The organism is Hymenobacter ginkgonis, assembly GCF_009755225.1.
In the GTDB taxonomy this organism is placed as follows: domain Bacteria; phylum Bacteroidota; class Bacteroidia; order Cytophagales; family Hymenobacteraceae; genus Hymenobacter; species Hymenobacter ginkgonis.
The window spans coordinates 558,968-574,403 of sequence record NZ_WQKZ01000001.1 but is presented as its reverse complement, the minus strand read 5'-3'; the positions used below and the strand labels follow the sequence as shown (position 1 = coordinate 574,403).

Sequence of the window (15,436 nt, the reverse complement as noted above, 5' to 3'; positions counted from 1 at the left end):
ATTTGTATAAGTACATCTCATTGACATGATATTGCACTTTTCTCGATAATAGTAGTACTGGCCAATAAGTACTACTTATTATGTCAATCTATTTTTAAGCAACCACTACTTTCTGTTTCACACAATTAATTATTATAGTTATCGACCAATTTTTATGAAAAAAACGAAGAAACTACTGAAAAAACTGTTTCCAGTAGTGTTACTTAATAAAGCGCATTTGCACTATAACAAACTGCGCATTAATACCTTTGATAAGGTATTATTCCCAGAACACGCGTTATTAAAGAAAGACTATATTTTGCAGCGCGATGCCTATCCATTCAACGGGACTACCATCGATACCAGGCAGTTAGACCATCGTCTACAGCACCAGATTGAAATCTGGCAAAATTGGACGCAAGATGAATACCTACTTATATACAACCAACCGTGCATAATTGAACCTCGCGCGGGTTGGGCTCTAACTGCTAGCAATAAATTAATTTATGCCTCGCTTGGTTTTAGCAGGGTAGCCTATTTACGTAAGCCAGCTATTGCCGCATTGCGCATGCGCAATAGTAGCATAGAAGAATATACAGAATTAATTTCGTTACGCGACACTGGTGAAGAAAATTATTATCATTTTTATAATGACTTACTAGCTAAGCTTTTCTTTTTAGAAGACAAACTGCATCTAGCAAAGGATATACCTATTTTAATAGCAGCAGCGCTTTATAAAAAGCCGTTTTTTCAGTATTTCCTCCAGCACCCCTATTTACGCGACCGGACATGGATAGTGCAAGACAAACAATACGTACGGAGTTATAAAACGTATTTCTGCAAACCCCTTACTCATACAGCGCCCTATTATGAGCGAGTCCGCTTATTGGCTCTGCCACAAGATATTGCTAGCACAACATTAGAGCGCCGCATCTTTATCACGCGCAGTCCCAAACGCCTACGCTTTATTGAGAACGGCGCAGAAATTGAGCAACTCTGTCTGGATGCAGGCTTTGAAGTAGTAGACTTTGATACTATATCAATAGCAGAGCAGATTCAGACATTAGCAAGTTCGCGCTATGTAATAGGAATTCACGGAGCGGGCCTTGTGAATATGCTCTTTAGAGGTAATAAACCGATGGGGCTGCTAGAGATTTTTCCTCCCGGTGAATATTACGCTTTTCATTATATGCTACTGGCAGCGCAACTCAACTATACTTATGATGGAATGATTGGGGAAATTAGCAAAAATAGATTCTCCGGCAGTTTTTTCGTTTCTCCTGAAGAGTTAAATCAACGCATCCAACATTTATTAAAAAATTAATTAGCGGCTTATTTCATTTACTAATTCGGTTTCTATAGCTGGCCGAGCACCTACTGCTTGGCTAGCAGCCCGCAGCGGACAAGCTAGCCGCACTACGCACACACCTGGCAGGCGCAGCCAAGTAGCCCGCGCCAACTGCCCTAATCCGATAGTGCCGATGAGATAATTGCCCCGCTGGGCCGAGCGCAGTTGCTCGTGCACCACCGTGAAATCGCTTTCATCGGGGACATTGGCTTCGTCCTCAAACGTTACCAGCACGTCTACTTCGGCTGCGTCGGGTGCCAAACTTAGGTGGGCGTTTTGTTGAATTTTTTTGTACTCGTAGCGATAGCCGTAAGTTAGGGCTGATAGGTCGCTGAGCACTGCGGAAGCGGTGGGAAATGCGCCTGCCCCACGGCCTAGAAAGAACTGCCGGTCGGCAAACCCACTCTGCGTCACAAGACCATTGAATTCGTCGTGCACATTCGCCAGCTCGTGGCTGGGCGCTACCAGAGTGGGTAGGACGGCCGCCGCAATAATGCCATTCGGCAGCCGGCGCGCCTCCGCTACCAATTTGATAGCCAGCCCCTGCTCACGGGCGTAAGCCGTAGCCAGTGGGCTGAGACAGTCAATACCCACAGCCAGCAGTTCCTCCGGCCCAGTTACGAGTCCGAAGGCATGGGCCAGTAGCAGTACCAGTTTATTACGAGCGTCAAGGCCCTCTACATCGAGCGCCGGGTTGCTCTCGGCAAAACCCAGCCTTTGGGCCTTGGCCAGGGCATCGGCGTAGGGCTGTCCATCGCGGTTCATGGCCGTGAGGATGTAGTTGGTCGAGCCATTAATAATGCCTTCTACTGAATCGAGCAGGTCGGTGTCGTAGTATTCCTCTAGGTTGCGAATGACGGGTAGGCTGGCGCAAGCAGCAGCTTCATAGAGCAACGGCGTACCCGTCGAGCGCTGCAACTCAATGAGTTCGGGCAGGTGCTCAGCCAGCATTTTTTTATTGGCCGTCACCACGGCTTTTCCATTCAGTAGCGCCTGCTTTACAATAATATAGGCTTCATCAGCATTATCAATCAATTCCACAATTACGTCGAGGCTGGGGTCATCCAGTAGGTCCTGCTTGTCGAAGGTGAATAACTCGGCGGGTAGGGAGCGGGCCTTATTGCGGTCCTTCACTGCGATACGGCCGATGCGAGCGCGCAGGCCGGGCGTGCGTTCTAGCACGGCGTGTAGGCCTTGGCCCACCACGCCAAAGCCAAAGAGGCCGATGGTAATATTGGTGCGAATCATGGTAAAGAATGTAGGGTGGACCCTAGGACCTAGGAGTCCACCCTACGAAGTTTTAATTACGCCAAAGCCGGCTCCAATTCGCCTTCTTTTGTCACTACATGCGCAGCTTTAGCAGCTGCCAATTGGTCGAGAGCCTGAGCCAAATCGGCAATCAAGTCTTCAGCATCTTCCAAGCCCACGCTCAAGCGCACCAAGCCGTCGCACACGCCAGCGGCGCGGCGCTGGTCTACAGGCGTCGACTTATGCGTCATGGTGGCGGGGTGGCAGAGTAAGCTTTTGGCGCCGCCTAGGCTTTCGGCCAATTTAAAATACTTGGTCGAAGTCACCAGCTTTGTAGCGGCTTCGATGGTATCCTCAGCGAGTGCTAGCGCTACAATGCCGCCATGGCCGTCGGGCTGCTGGCGCTGGGCTATTTCGTAGTTAGGATGGCTTTCGAGACCGGGGTAGTACACACGGGCCACCTCAGGGCGCGTTTCGAGGAACTTAGCCACCGCCAAGGCCGACTTGCTGGCCCGCTCGATGCGGAGGGGTAGGGTTTCAATACCGCGAATAACCAGAAAGCAATCGAACGGTCCTAAAATGCCGCCCGAAGCGTTCTGAATAAATTTCAATTCCTTCGCAATCTCAGGGGTCTTGGCTACTGCAATGCCAGCAATGAGGTCGGAGTGACCACCCAGGTATTTGGTGCCACTGTGCACCACGATATCGGCACCTAGCTCGATGGGACGCTGCAAGATGGGCGAAGCAAAGGTGTTATCAACGCAGAGTAGACAATTATGCGCCTTCGCAATAGCCGAAATAGCGGCGATATCCGACACTTTCAGGGTAGGGTTAGAAGGCGATTCCAGCCAGATAAGCTTGGTCTTTTCGGTGATGGTAGCGGCTACATTTTCGGCTACCGTGGTATCACAATACACGATGTCGATGCCCAAGCGGCGATATACATGTTCAAACAGACGAAAGGCGCCGCCGTAAATGTCGTCTATAGCAACTATCTGGTCGCCAGCCGAAAGCAACTTTACTACCGCATCAATCGCGGCCAGGCCGCTGGCGAAAGCATAGCCCGAATGGCCGCCTTCTAGCTCAGCTACCAGGTTTTCGAGGGCGAGGCGGGTAGGGTTGCCCGTACGAGCATAGTCGAACCCCTTATTAACGCCAGGAGCTTCCTGTACATAAGTGGAAGTCTGGTAAATGGGCACTGCAATAGCGCCGGTTTGCTCGTCGACGGGGATGGCGTGGAGGAGGCGAGTGGCAATAGACATGGTAATGGGAAGTTTAGTGTTTGATAAAACAATAAACTCCTGTGTACCTGGCACCTATTCAAGAATCTCTTACCGGAAAGGCATAAAAAAAGCCCTTCCGACAAGTCAGAAGAGCATATACCGTGGCCACGGCAAAGCATCTACGTAGACTTATCTTCTCCTGAAACTTGGCCGGAACCGCGTTTCAGAACAGGAATTAGCACCTTCGCATTGCTGCTGGTTGCTAAGGCATCATAGGGCCTGTCCCTCCGCCTTTCTTGATAAGTGCTCCGGTAAAGGAGCATAGCGCAAAGGTAGAAGCAGAAAATTTGAGAATGCAAGTAGTGAGACAAAATATTTTTTAGCTGCGCTATTAGCGGAAAGATGCTTACCCCCTCTATTTAGCGTGAAACTACACGCTATATTCTCTCTTATATAACGACTTAACCTTACCAGGTATTCCAAAAAATTTATTTCTTATTCATAAGCTACTTCATACCAAATTTATTGCTAGCTATCAAGCTCGTATCTACTAAAATGTTGGGTTAAAAAGCTTATTTAGAACTAGTAAAAACATCAAAACTTCATTGCGGCACGTAGGATTTGAGCAATTCAAAAACGCTGGTTTTGACTAGCTTTTCCGCTTTTTCATTCTCCCTACTCATTGCCCCTATGAGCCTACACTTCATCCAGGAGCCGCTCGATAAAATGCCCCCGGCCGTGGTACCGACCCAGCCGGTAACGCTCAATGTCAACGGCCAAGACCAAACCATTCAGATTGCGCCCTGGACCAGCCTGCTCGACGCCCTGCGCGAGTATATGGACCTGACCGGCACCAAGAAAGGCTGCGACCACGGTCAATGTGGCGCCTGCACCGTACTCGTTAACGGCAAGCGCATTAACTCGTGTCTGGCGCTGGCTACCGTGTACCAGGGCAAGAAAATCGAAACCATTGAAGGCCTCGGCGCTGAGGATAACCTCTCGCCGCTCCAACAGGCGTTTGTGGACCACGATGCTTTCCAGTGCGGCTACTGCACGCCGGGGCAGATTTGCTCGGCGCAGGGCCTCATCAATGAGGGACGCTGCAAAACGGAGGACGAGGTGCGCGAGCACATGAGCGGCAATCTCTGCCGTTGCGGCGCTTATACCAATATCTTGTCGGCCGTGATGGAAGTGCTGCACGACGGTCAAGTAGTGGTAGACAACGGCACGCTCGTGACTATTCCGGCCCAGCCTACTAAATCCAGCTCCGTTAGCTAATTAATTCGCTATGAACAGTTTCACCCTCACCCAAGCTACGGCCGCCGACGAGGCCGTGCGCGACAATACCAGCCACGACGGTGCGGCCTACCTAGGCGGCGGCACCAACCTCGTGGACTTAATGAAGTACAACCTGGAGCGCCCCAGCCACCTCACCAGCCTAGGCTTGCTGCCGCTCACTGACATCACTACCCTGCCTGGCGGCGGCCTGCGCTTGGGCGCGCTGGCTACTAATGCCGACACGGCCTGGCACCCCGAGGTAGAAGCGCGCTACCCACTGCTGAGCCAAACCATCCTAGCTGGGGCTACCCCGCAGTTGCGCAACGCTGCCACCAACGGCGGCAACCTCAACCAGCGCACTCGCTGCTACTATTTCTACGACCTAGCCACACCTTGCAACAAGCGTGAGCCGGGCTCTGGCTGCTCGGCCCTCACCGGCCCCAACCGAGTGTGCGGCGTGCTGGGCACCAGCGAAAGCTGCATTGCTACCCAGCCTAGCGATATGTGCGTGGCCCTGGCGGCCCTAGAAGCCGTGGTGCGCGTGCAAGGCCCTGATGGCGAGCGCACCATCAAATTTGACGACTACCACCGCCTGCCGGGCGACCATCCCGAGAAAGACAATACGCTGAACCCTGGCGAGTTGGTCGTGTCCATCGACCTGCCTGCCGAAGGCTACGCCGACCACTTCACCTACCTCAAGCTGCGCGACCGCAGCAGCTACGCGTTTGCGCTGGTGAGCGTGGCCGTGGGCTTAAAAATGAATGGCAACACTATCGAGAAGGCTCGCTTTGCCCTCGGCGGCGTGGCCCACAAGCCCTGGCGCGACCAGGAGGCCGAAAAGATGCTGGAAGGCCAAACGGCCTCGCCCGACTTGTTCCGCCAAGTGGCCGCCAAGGTGTTTGCCGAGGCCAAAGGCTACGGCGAAGGTTCGCTACACAACTCGTTTAAGATTGAGTTGGGCAAGCGCGCCATCGTGCGGGCGCTCAAGCAGGCCACCGAGATGAGCCAGGTGGTGAACCCGAATGTGTTTTTAAATTCTAATCCGTAAGCTAGTATGAGCCAGACTATTGCTACCCCGCCTACCGTGCGCCTCGACAGCGACGTGATTGGCAAGCCTATTAACCGCACCGACGGCCCGGCCAAAGTAAGTGGCGCGGCCAAGTACGCCGCCGAGTTCGGCGTGACTGGCCCGCTGTGGTACGGCTATATCGTGAACAGCCCCGTAGCCAAGGGCAAAATTACTAAAATCCACGCCGACGAGGTGCTGGCCATTCAGGGCGTGCACAAGGTGTTCTCGCACGAGAATGTGCCCTCCTTTGCGTGGTTCGACCGCGCTTATAAGGACGACGTAGCCCCCGGCGGCTCGCCTTTCCGCCCGCTGCACGAGCCTGAAATCATGTTCAGCCAGCAGCCGGTGGTGCTGGTTGTGGCCGAAACGTTTGAGCTGGCCCGCTACGCGGCTTCGGTGCTGCGCATCGAGTACGACGTGGAGGAGCACAACACGGACCTCAACTCGGTTATCGGCGAAGCCTTCGACGCCCCTAGGGGCAAAACGGGCTTCGTGCCCCCGCCCAAGCCCAAGGGTGATATGAATAAGGCGTTTGCCGAAGCCCCGCACAAGGTGGCCGGCGAGTACATCCACCGCGCGCAGCACCACAACCCGATGGAGATGTTCGCGACCACCGTGGACTGGCTGGGCGATGGCAAGAAGATGAAAATCTACGACAAGACCCAGGGCGCACCCAACGTGCAGCAGTACCTAGCTAAGATTTTCGGGCTGAGCACTGACGAAGCGCGGGTTATTTCGAAGTTTACGGGCGGCGGTTTTGGCTCGGGCTTGCGCCCGCAGTACCAAGTATTTCTGGCCGTGATGGCGGCGCTGGAATTGGAGCACTCGATACGGGTCGTGATGACGCGTTCGCAGATGTTCAGCTTCGGCCACCGGCCCCATACGCTGCAAAAGCTGCGTATTGCCACCGATGAGCAAGGCCACATTCAGGCCTTGGAACACAAGGCGTTGGCCGAGACGTCGCACTTCGAGAACGCGACCGAAACAGTAGTAAACTGGTCGGGTATTCTTTACAATTCGCCCAATACCAACTTCGACTACCAACTGTCGAAAATCGACGTATTCACGCCCCTCGATATGCGGGCGCCCGGCGCGGCCACTGGCAACTTCGCTAGCGAGAGCGCCATTGATGAAATGGCGTATAAGGCTGGCCTCGACCCGCTCGATTTCCGCCTGCTAAACTACACCTACACCGACCCCACCGAAAACAAGCCCTTCACCAGCAAGCGCCTCGATGACTGCTTACACGAAGGCGCCGCCCGTTTCGGCTGGGACCAGCGCAACCCCGAGCCCCGCTCGATGCGCGACGGCAACCTGCTCGTAGGTTGGGGCGTGGCCTCCGGCTGCTGGGATGCTTCCATGCAGAAAGCCGCCGCCAAAGCCGTGCTGTCGGCCGATGGCCACCTCACCGTGAGCAGCGCCACCAACGACCAAGGCGCTGGCACCTACGTTATTATGACCCAAATGGCCGCCCAGACCCTAGGGCTGCCCATGGAACAGGTAACCTTCAACCTCGGCGATACCGAGATGCCCGCGGCCCCCGTGCAGGGCGGCTCCTGGACGGCCAACTCGGTAGGCGCGGCCGTGCAGAATGCCTGCCAGGAAGTAGGCAAGAAGCTGCTCAAGCTGGCCCAAAAGATGGACAACTCGCCCCTCGATGGCGTAGACTTCGAGGACGCGCAGTTCGTGGACGGCCACATCCGCGCCAACGAGGACATCACCCGCTCGGTGGCCATCGAAGACATTCTGGCCGCCAGCGGCGAGAGCAAAATAGAGGCGGAGGGCAAAGCCGGCCCTAACCCCATCAATATGCTGAAGTACTCGATGCACTCGCACAACGCGGCGTTTGTAGAAGTGAAGGTGGACGAGGACCTAGGTACTATCCATGTAACGCGTGTGGTGAATGCCGTGGCCGCCGGCCGCATCCTGAACCCCAAAACTGCTCGCAGCCAAGTGCTGGGTGGCACGGTGTGGGGCCTCAGCATGGCCCTGATGGAGGAAACCTACCTCAACAACGACCTCGGCCGCTACATGAACCACAACTATGCTGAGTATCACATTCCGGTGAACGCCGATATCCACAAAATCGACGTGATTTTTGTGGAGGAGGAAGACGATATCGCCAGCCCCATCGGCGTCAAAGGCGTCGGTGAAATTGGGATGCTAGGCGTCGCCGCTGCTATCGCCAACGCCGTGTACCACGCCACCGGCAAGCGCGTCCGCGAACTGCCGCTGACAAGCGATAAGTTGTTGTAAGATTGAATTGGGTTGAATAGAAAAGCGTCCCGTAACCAATTGGTTACGGGACGCTTTTCTATTCAACCCAATTGATGGGTATTGATTGCGTAGCTCTCACTTTTTCAGAAAATTAGTGAGCCTTGGCTTGGCGTAGCAAAGGCGCGATGCGCGTACCAATCAGCTCAGTGGCTCGGAGGATTTTTTCGTGCGGCAGCACGGCCACGTCCATCTGAAACGTCACCCGTGAGATGCCGCCCAGCGCCTCGCTGTGCCGCTGAATCTTGGTGGCTACTTCTTCGGGATTGCCTACTAGCAAGGCACCTAGGGGGCCAGCCTGCGCGTCGAAGTGCGCCCGCGTGAGGCCACTGCCACCCCGCTCGCGGGCGCGCTTGCTAAACGTGTCGATATAGCCAGGCACAAAATCGGCCACTGCTTCTTCAGTGGTGGGGGCCACGTAGCCCAGCGAGTGCAGGCCCACTTTGAGCTGCTCGGGGGCGTGCCCAGCCCGGCGGCCAGCTTCGCGGTAGAGGTCTACCAGCGGCCGGAAGCGGTGGGTGTCGCCGCCGATGATGGCCACCATCAAGGGCAGACCGAGCGCGCCAGCCCGCACAAACGACTCGGGCGTGCCGCCTACCCCTAGCCAAATAGGTAGCTTCGCCTGCGCCGGACGCGGATACACCCCCTGGCCGGTGAGTGCCGGCCTGTACTGGCCCGACCAACGCACTTTTTCTTGGTCGCGGATGGTTAGCAGCAGCTCCAGCTTTTCGCTGAATAGCTCGTCGTAGTCATTGAGGCTGAAGCCGAACAGCGGAAAAGCCTCGGTGGACGAGCCGCGCCCGACCACCATTTCAGCCCTACCCTGCGAAATCAAATCCAGCGTGGCAAACTCCTGAAATACACGCACTGGATCGGCGGCTGATAGCACCGTGACGGCGCTAGTGAGCCGAATGCGCTTGGTGCGGGCTGCCGCCGCCGCCAAGATGACGGCCGTGGCCGAGTCGAGGTATTCGGCCCGGTGGTGCTCACCGATGCCGAACACGTCGAGCCCCACTTGGTCAGCCCGCTCAATGCGTTCGAGCAGCAGGCGCATAGCCTCGGTACCGCTCAGGTGGTCGCCCCCGTTTTGAAGCAGGTGCGAGGCGAAACTATCAATTCCAACTTCCATCGGATTAAAATAAGGTAGGCTTTAGGAGAGAAGGCGTAAGTTAGAGCTACTGCTTTAGAAAACAAATGTACATACATTTAATGTAAATACATTATTCAAAGTTCCACTCCTACGAAGCTGCCTAATTCGCTTATGCCATGCGCCACAATCAGCTAGCACTGCACCCAGATTCCTCGCCAATTGCTGCTTATAAAGCAGCCACAAATCCCTGAGCGAAATCTTCTAGCTTTAGCTTACCTAGGGCGGGCTTGTGCTGCTCGTAGTCCTAATAATTCACATGCTAGCCGTTAGTAGGCCGACGCTTTATAGCTTGGCCTGCCTCATCCAGATGAGCCTGCCGGTAGCCACCATCTAAGTCGACCAAGCGTTGATAGACCGGACATACTCAGTGAGTTTAGGTGCGGAATCCTGCTGCAGCGCTGGAGGTTAACCAGGCTGGAACCTGTATTTTTCAGGACTCGCCCCGAATTTTAGGAGGCCACTTAGGCTGCCACAGTAAATTTGTGGCCGTGGTAATGGCTTCCCAAGCGAATGTCCATTTCACTGACGGGACAACGCGCAGCTCAGTAGCGGCTGGCCGGATGCGGCTTTTAGCCTGCATTTACGTCCAAAATTCCGTTTTTTCGACCACCTAGGGCTGCCCCGCCCCTTACGATAAGGCTCACCATGAGTACCCCCTCCCCTTCCGATACCCCTAGCCCCAGCGCCACCCTAGATAAGCCATTGGTTGGCGTGGTCATGGGTTCCAGCAGCGACTGGGACACCATGCAGCATGCCGTGCAGATTCTCATGCAGTTTGGCGTGGCCCACGAAGCGCGCGTGGTATCGGCTCACCGCATGCCCGACGACTTGTTTGCCTATGCCGAGCAAGCCGGCCCGCGCGGCTTGCAGGCTATCATTGCCGGCGCAGGGGGGGCTGCCCACCTGCCGGGCATGCTGGCCGCCAAAACCACGCTACCCGTGCTGGGGGTGCCGGTGGCCAGTCGCCACTTGCAGGGGGTAGACTCGCTGCACAGCATCGTGCAGATGCCCAAAGGGATACCCGTGGCCACATTTGCAATTGGCACCGCCGGGGCGGCCAATGCCGCGCTGTTCGCGGTCAGTCTGCTGGCCCTGCACGACCCGGACCTAGCGACCAAGCTGCTGGCGTTTCGCGCCGCTCAAACCGAAGCCGCTCGCGCTATGACGCTGCCCGTATGAACGCCGATAGTCACGTTACAGCCATGACCCCTATTTTCCCAGGCAGTGTAGACGTTGCGGGCCAGCGGGCTACCCTAGGTGTACTAGGAGGCGGCCAATTGGGCCGGATGTTTGTGCATGCCGCCCAGCGCCTGGGGTACTTCACCGCCGTGCTGGAGCCCGACGCGCAAAGCCCAGCTGGGCTGGTGAGTCACCACCACATCCAGACCGGCTACGACGACCCGGCCGGGCTGGCACAGCTGGCCCACCTGTGCCAAGCTATCACCACCGAGTTTGAAAACGTGCCGGCCCAGACCCTGCAAACGCTGGCGCTAACCCGACCCGTAGCGCCTGGCGCGGCCGTGGTGGGCATTGCCCAAAACCGCATCGAGGAAAAAGCTCACTTCGCAGCCTGCGCGGCCGTGTCGGGGGTGACCTGCGCGCCTTATGCGGTGATTGAAACGCCGGCCCAGCTACAGGCCGTGCAGGACGACCGAGCGGATTTGCTGCCCGGCATCCTGAAAACTGCCCGCATGGGCTACGACGGCAAGGGCCAAATCCGCGTCAAAACCGCCGGTGAGCTGGCCGCTGCCTGGGCAGAGCTGGGCAGCGTGGCCTGCGTGTTAGAAAAGATGCTGCCGCTCGCCGCCGAGTGTTCGGTGCTGGTGGCCCGTGGCTGGGACGGCCGGGTCGTCAGCTTCGCCCCGCAGCGCAACGTGCACGTCGGGGGCATTTTGGCCGTGACCCACGCCTACGAAGGAAATATGCCCATCGCCCTGGCCGATAGGGCCCGCGACGCGGCCATTGCCATCGCGCATCACCTTGGCTATGTCGGGGTGCTGTGCGTCGAGTTTTTTGTGGTAGACGACGGCAGCGCGCACGGAGACTTGGTAGTCAACGAGATGGCCCCGCGCCCGCACAACAGCGGCCACTACACGATAGACGCCTGTGACGCGTCGCAGTTTGACTTGCAGGTGCACGCCATGGCGGGCTTGCCCTTGCCCCAGCTGCGCCAGCATTCCCCGGCCATCATGCTCAATCTGCTGGGCGACGTGTGGTTTGACGCTGCTGGTCAACCGCAGGAGCCGGACTGGTACTCCGTGTTGAGCCTACCGGGTACGCACCTGCACCTGTACGGCAAGTTGCAGGCGCGCCCAGGCCGCAAGATGGGCCACCTGACCATCACCGGCCCGGATGTCGCCAGTGTCAAAACCGTGGCGCGGCGTGCCGCGGGGCTGCTCGGCTTGCCAGGGCAGGACGCTATCTAGGGACCAGACTTGTTTCTGACTTGTCTAAATCAGAAAACGTCCATCATGCTTCGACAAGCTCAGCATGATGGACGTTTTTCATAAAACAAAAACACGCTCCGAATTGCTTGCGTTGCGCCAGCGCACCTAGCGACTTTATAAAAACGCCCCGCACCTGTGTAGATGCGGGGCGTTTCGAGTTTTAGAATCGGCTACCTGCCGCTTCCAAAAGCAGCCGCGAACTCCTGGGCGAAATCTTCCAGCTTCACCTTGCTTAAGGCGGGCTTGTGCTGCTCATAGTCCTCGGCTAGGGTGCCGCTGCTCATGCTGGCGTAGATGTCCACGATATCGGCAGCGGTGCTGGGGGGTAGGCCGTTTTGGATGAGGTTGGCGCGCATTTGCTCGTCGGTGAAGGTTACCCAGCGCAGGTCGGGCTGGCCGATGGCGGCCCCTAGTGCCTGTGCTACTTCGTCTTGGGTACGCTCGTCGCTGGCTACATAGCGGATGGTGCGGCTGGCCTGGGCGGCGGGGCTGGTCAACTCTTCGGCGGCCGCGGCGGCAATATCGCTGGGGTGCACCAGCGCCACCCGGTAGTTGCCGGCGCAGTTGGCACCCATAAAGCCAGCGCCTTTTATCATTCCCACAAAGCCGTAATAGTTAGTGAAGAAGGACGTAGGGCGCAGGTGCGTGAGCGCGAGGCCCGGCAGCGCCGCCAGGATTTCCTCCACATCGTGCGAGCCTAGGATGCCGCCGGTGCCGTGGTCGCGGTGGGCGCCCCAGCTGCTGAGTTGCACCACCCGCTGCACCCCCGCTTGCTGGATGGCCTGCGCATAGTGACGACCAATACGTTGGAAATACGCCCGCGAATCGAGTTCGCGGTAGGTGGGCGGCACCATGGCGTACACGGCATCGGCGCCGGCGAAGGTGGCGGCCAGGAAGTCGGCGTCTTCGACTGAGCCAATGGCGGCGGTGGCCCCTAGGGCTTCGATGGTGGCTCGGCGGTCGGGCTGGCTGCTGATGACCGTGACGTTGTGGCCTTGCTGCACTAGCTCGGTAGCAAGCGGCTTGCTAATGTTCCCAAGGGAACCTGTGACGATGATTTTCATAGGGCAAAGCTCCGGCTGGCCGGGGCGCCCTGGAAGGGCGAAAGGGCGGGAAGATTGGGCCGAAGAGCGGAAGCGGCGAAAGCGTTGAGAGACCTTAGCACGTCAGGCTGAACTTGTCGAAGCAGCTCTACTACTTCGTTGAAAAGCGCCTGAATGAAGTAGTAGAGCTGCTTCGACAAGTTCAGCCTGACGCGCAATAAGGATTGGGTAGTCGTCCTCGCTACAATCGCTGCCGGTAGCTAGCTGGCGACACACCGGTATTGTTCCGAAAAAACCGGCCGAACGTGGACTGGTCGGCAAAGTGCAGCGTGTCCGCAATTTGTGCGATGGTCAGGGCTGGGTTTTGTAGTAGTACGCTGGCTTCCAGCAGCACAGCCTCGGCGAGCCACTCTACGGCGCGCTTGCCGGTGGTTTCTTTCACGGTTTCGGCGAGGTGTTTGGGGGTGATGCAGAGCTTGTCGGCATAGAAGGCCAAGCTGCGCTCGGTGGCGTAGTGGCTATTGACCAACTTCTTAAACTCAGCGCTAATCAGCTGGCTACGCGTCTGGATGGCATTCGACGACACATGCTGCGCGCTGTAAATGGGCACAACTTCGTGCAGCAAAATGTGGATGAGGCTCCGCAGGATTTCCTCCCGGTAGGCATGAGGTGCGTCGTATTTCTGCGCGATGGCCCGCAACAAATCCGCGATGGCCTCGGCCTGCGCCGGGGGCAACTCAAAAACGTGCCGGGCATCGCGCTCAAAAAACGAAAAGGTATCGAGGTTTAGGCTGCTGTTAGCCGCGATAAATTCTTTGGTGAAAAAGATGCTCAACGCTTCCATATCAGCCGACATAAACGGCCACTGCTTGATGACGTAGGGTGAGAGCAGCATCACCGAATTGGGGCCGACCTCGTAGGTTTCGAGGTTGACTTTCAGGCGGGCGCTACCGCGCAGGCAGAGGCCGATTTTGTAATAATCGCTGCGATACGGCAGGTCGATGGGCAGGTGAGTCGGCGCGGAGTTTGGCCCCAGAAAGAAAACATCCGTCGGCTTTCCCTGGGGCTCGGAAAAGGTATCTAGCTGAAAAACGGGGATAGTAGCGCTCATAAAGGGCAAAGTACGCGTCGCCGGTTGGGTGCCGGGCACCAATGCAAAACTGTATTTCTTACTAGGCGGTTCTTATAACCCCGCCCCGCCGCCGGGCGTACTGCCAAAGCCAGCCTAAACTACTCATGACTGAACTCCAACGCCTTTTCCTTGCCTACGACCAGCACCGCGCCGCTCAGCGCCCCTGCGCCCTCGCCACGGTGGTGGAAGTCATTGGCTCGGCCTACCGCCGCCCCGGTGCCCGCATGCTCGTGACCGAAGACGGCGAATTAACTGGCGCCATTAGCGGTGGCTGCCTCGAAGGCGATGCCCGGCAGCGGGCGCGGCGGGCCATTTTCCAGGGCGAGCCTGCGCTTGTTACCTATGACACCCGCGACGAGGACGACCCGCGCCACGGCCTCGGCCCCGGTTGCCAGGGCGTCGTGCGCATTTTGCTCGAGCCATTAAACTTTGAAGACGAGGCTAATCCGTTGGAAATCTTGCGCAGCTTTGCCCAGCACCCCGCGCCGGCTGTACTTGCCACTGTATTTGAGACGGATACTACTGGCCTGAAAGCCGCTGTGGGCCAACGCCTGCTGCTCTCCGCGACGGGGGTAGTGCGCGGTACGCCGCTGCTAGCTGTGCCGCTGGCCGAAGCGGCGCATACTACGCTGGCCCAGGGCCAATCGCAGGTGCTTGATATTGAGACTACTGCGGGCCCAGTACGGGCGCTGCTTGAGGTACTCACGCCGCCGCTGCGCCTTGTGGTGTATGGCGCCGGCAACGATGCCCAGCCGCTGGTACATCTTGCTGCCTCCCTCGGCTGGCACATTACGGTGGTCGATGGCCGCCCCAACCTGGCTACCCCCCTTCGTTTCCCCGAGGCGGCTGCGGTGCGCATTGTGCCCGTGCGCGAGCTGGAAACCCAGACGCCCGACCCGCTGGCTTACCACGTACTACTTAGCCACAACTACGCCTACGACTTGGCCGCGCTGCACGCGCTCCTCCCCTCCCCCGCGCCCTACATCGGCTTGCTCGGCCCGCGCCTCAAGGCCCAGCGTTTGCTCGATGAATTAGACACTTCGCCCGCAGCTTTGGTTGAGCAATTGTGTGAGCGCCTGCACAGTCCCATTGGCCTCGACCTGGGTAGTGAAACGCCGGAAGAAATTGCCCTCTGCATTGTGGCCGAGATTCAGGCGCAGCGCAGCGGGCGGCAGGGCCGGCCATTGCGCGAACGGGCCGGCACGGTGCACGTGCCGGCTGATGTCGTTACTTAGCGACTTGCGC

12 protein-coding genes and 1 riboswitch are annotated in these 15,436 nt (G+C 57.4%); of the genes, 7 read left to right on the top strand and 5 right to left on the bottom strand.

Going from position 1 to position 15,436, the window contains the following annotated elements:
• Positions 1–154 precede the first annotated feature (154 nt).
• Entirely contained in the window at positions 155–1,303 is a 1,149-nt protein-coding gene (locus tag GO988_RS02210; RefSeq protein ID WP_157561897.1) for a glycosyltransferase family 61 protein, read from the top strand.
• Here the strand turns inward: GO988_RS02210 and GO988_RS02205 are convergent, their stop codons facing one another.
• Both GO988_RS02205 and GO988_RS02200 read right to left on the bottom strand, forming a co-directional pair.
• On the bottom strand, positions 1,304–2,575 hold the full coding sequence (locus tag GO988_RS02205) for a homoserine dehydrogenase (RefSeq protein ID WP_157561896.1): 1,272 nt from the start codon (positions 2,573–2,575) through the stop codon (positions 1,304–1,306).
• A 56-nt stretch (positions 2,576–2,631) separates the two neighbouring features.
• Positions 2,632–3,837 (bottom strand): trans-sulfuration enzyme family protein, encoded by a 1,206-nt coding sequence (locus GO988_RS02200; RefSeq protein ID WP_157561895.1) that lies wholly within the window; start codon positions 3,835–3,837, stop codon positions 2,632–2,634.
• A 147-nt stretch (positions 3,838–3,984) separates the two neighbouring features.
• Positions 3,985–4,104, bottom strand: a riboswitch (SAM riboswitch).
• A 384-nt stretch (positions 4,105–4,488) separates the two neighbouring features.
• Here GO988_RS02200 and GO988_RS02195 point away from each other — a divergent pair.
• The 3 genes from GO988_RS02195 to GO988_RS02185 are packed head-to-tail and all read left to right on the top strand — an operon-like array spanning position 4,489 to position 8,401.
• Positions 4,489–5,076 carry a (2Fe-2S)-binding protein gene (locus tag GO988_RS02195; RefSeq protein WP_157561894.1) on the top strand — a complete coding sequence of 196 codons (588 nt, stop codon included), beginning with the start codon at positions 4,489–4,491 and terminating at the stop codon, positions 5,074–5,076.
• A gap of 10 nt (positions 5,077–5,086) precedes the next feature.
• Positions 5,087–6,124: an FAD binding domain-containing protein gene (locus GO988_RS02190; RefSeq protein ID WP_157561893.1), complete on the top strand. Its 1,038-nt coding sequence runs from the start codon at positions 5,087–5,089 to the stop codon at positions 6,122–6,124.
• Between the two features lie 6 nt (positions 6,125–6,130).
• Positions 6,131–8,401 carry a xanthine dehydrogenase family protein molybdopterin-binding subunit gene (locus tag GO988_RS02185; RefSeq protein ID WP_157561892.1) on the top strand — a complete coding sequence of 757 codons (2,271 nt, stop codon included), beginning with the start codon at positions 6,131–6,133 and terminating at the stop codon, positions 8,399–8,401.
• A gap of 112 nt (positions 8,402–8,513) precedes the next feature.
• Here the strand turns inward: GO988_RS02185 and GO988_RS02180 are convergent, their stop codons facing one another.
• The gene (locus tag GO988_RS02180) at positions 8,514–9,548 is read right to left on the bottom strand and encodes an Atu2307/SP_0267 family LLM class monooxygenase (RefSeq protein WP_157561891.1); all 1,035 of its coding nucleotides are present in this window, start codon (positions 9,546–9,548) and stop codon (positions 8,514–8,516) included.
• 666 nt (positions 9,549–10,214) lie between these two features.
• Here GO988_RS02180 and purE point away from each other — a divergent pair.
• Positions 10,215–10,748 carry a 5-(carboxyamino)imidazole ribonucleotide mutase gene (purE, locus tag GO988_RS02175; protein ID WP_157561890.1) on the top strand — a complete coding sequence of 178 codons (534 nt, stop codon included), beginning with the start codon at positions 10,215–10,217 and terminating at the stop codon, positions 10,746–10,748.
• Between the two features lie 23 nt (positions 10,749–10,771).
• Complete coding sequence (locus tag GO988_RS02170; protein ID WP_157561889.1) at positions 10,772–11,995, top strand: 5-(carboxyamino)imidazole ribonucleotide synthase; 1,224 nt, start codon at positions 10,772–10,774, stop codon at positions 11,993–11,995.
• 191 nt (positions 11,996–12,186) lie between these two features.
• Here the strand turns inward: GO988_RS02170 and GO988_RS02165 are convergent, their stop codons facing one another.
• Both GO988_RS02165 and GO988_RS02160 read right to left on the bottom strand, forming a co-directional pair.
• Positions 12,187–13,080, bottom strand: a complete 894-nt coding sequence (locus tag GO988_RS02165) for an NAD(P)H-binding protein (protein ID WP_157561888.1) — start codon at positions 13,078–13,080, stop codon at positions 12,187–12,189.
• Between the two features lie 220 nt (positions 13,081–13,300).
• Entirely contained in the window at positions 13,301–14,170 is an 870-nt protein-coding gene (locus GO988_RS02160; protein WP_157561887.1) for an AraC family transcriptional regulator, read from the bottom strand.
• A 125-nt stretch (positions 14,171–14,295) separates the two neighbouring features.
• Between GO988_RS02160 and GO988_RS02155 the strand changes: the two genes are divergently transcribed.
• Complete coding sequence (locus GO988_RS02155) at positions 14,296–15,426, top strand: XdhC family protein (protein WP_157561886.1); 1,131 nt, start codon at positions 14,296–14,298, stop codon at positions 15,424–15,426.
• The last annotated feature ends 10 nt before the right edge of the window (positions 15,427–15,436 follow it).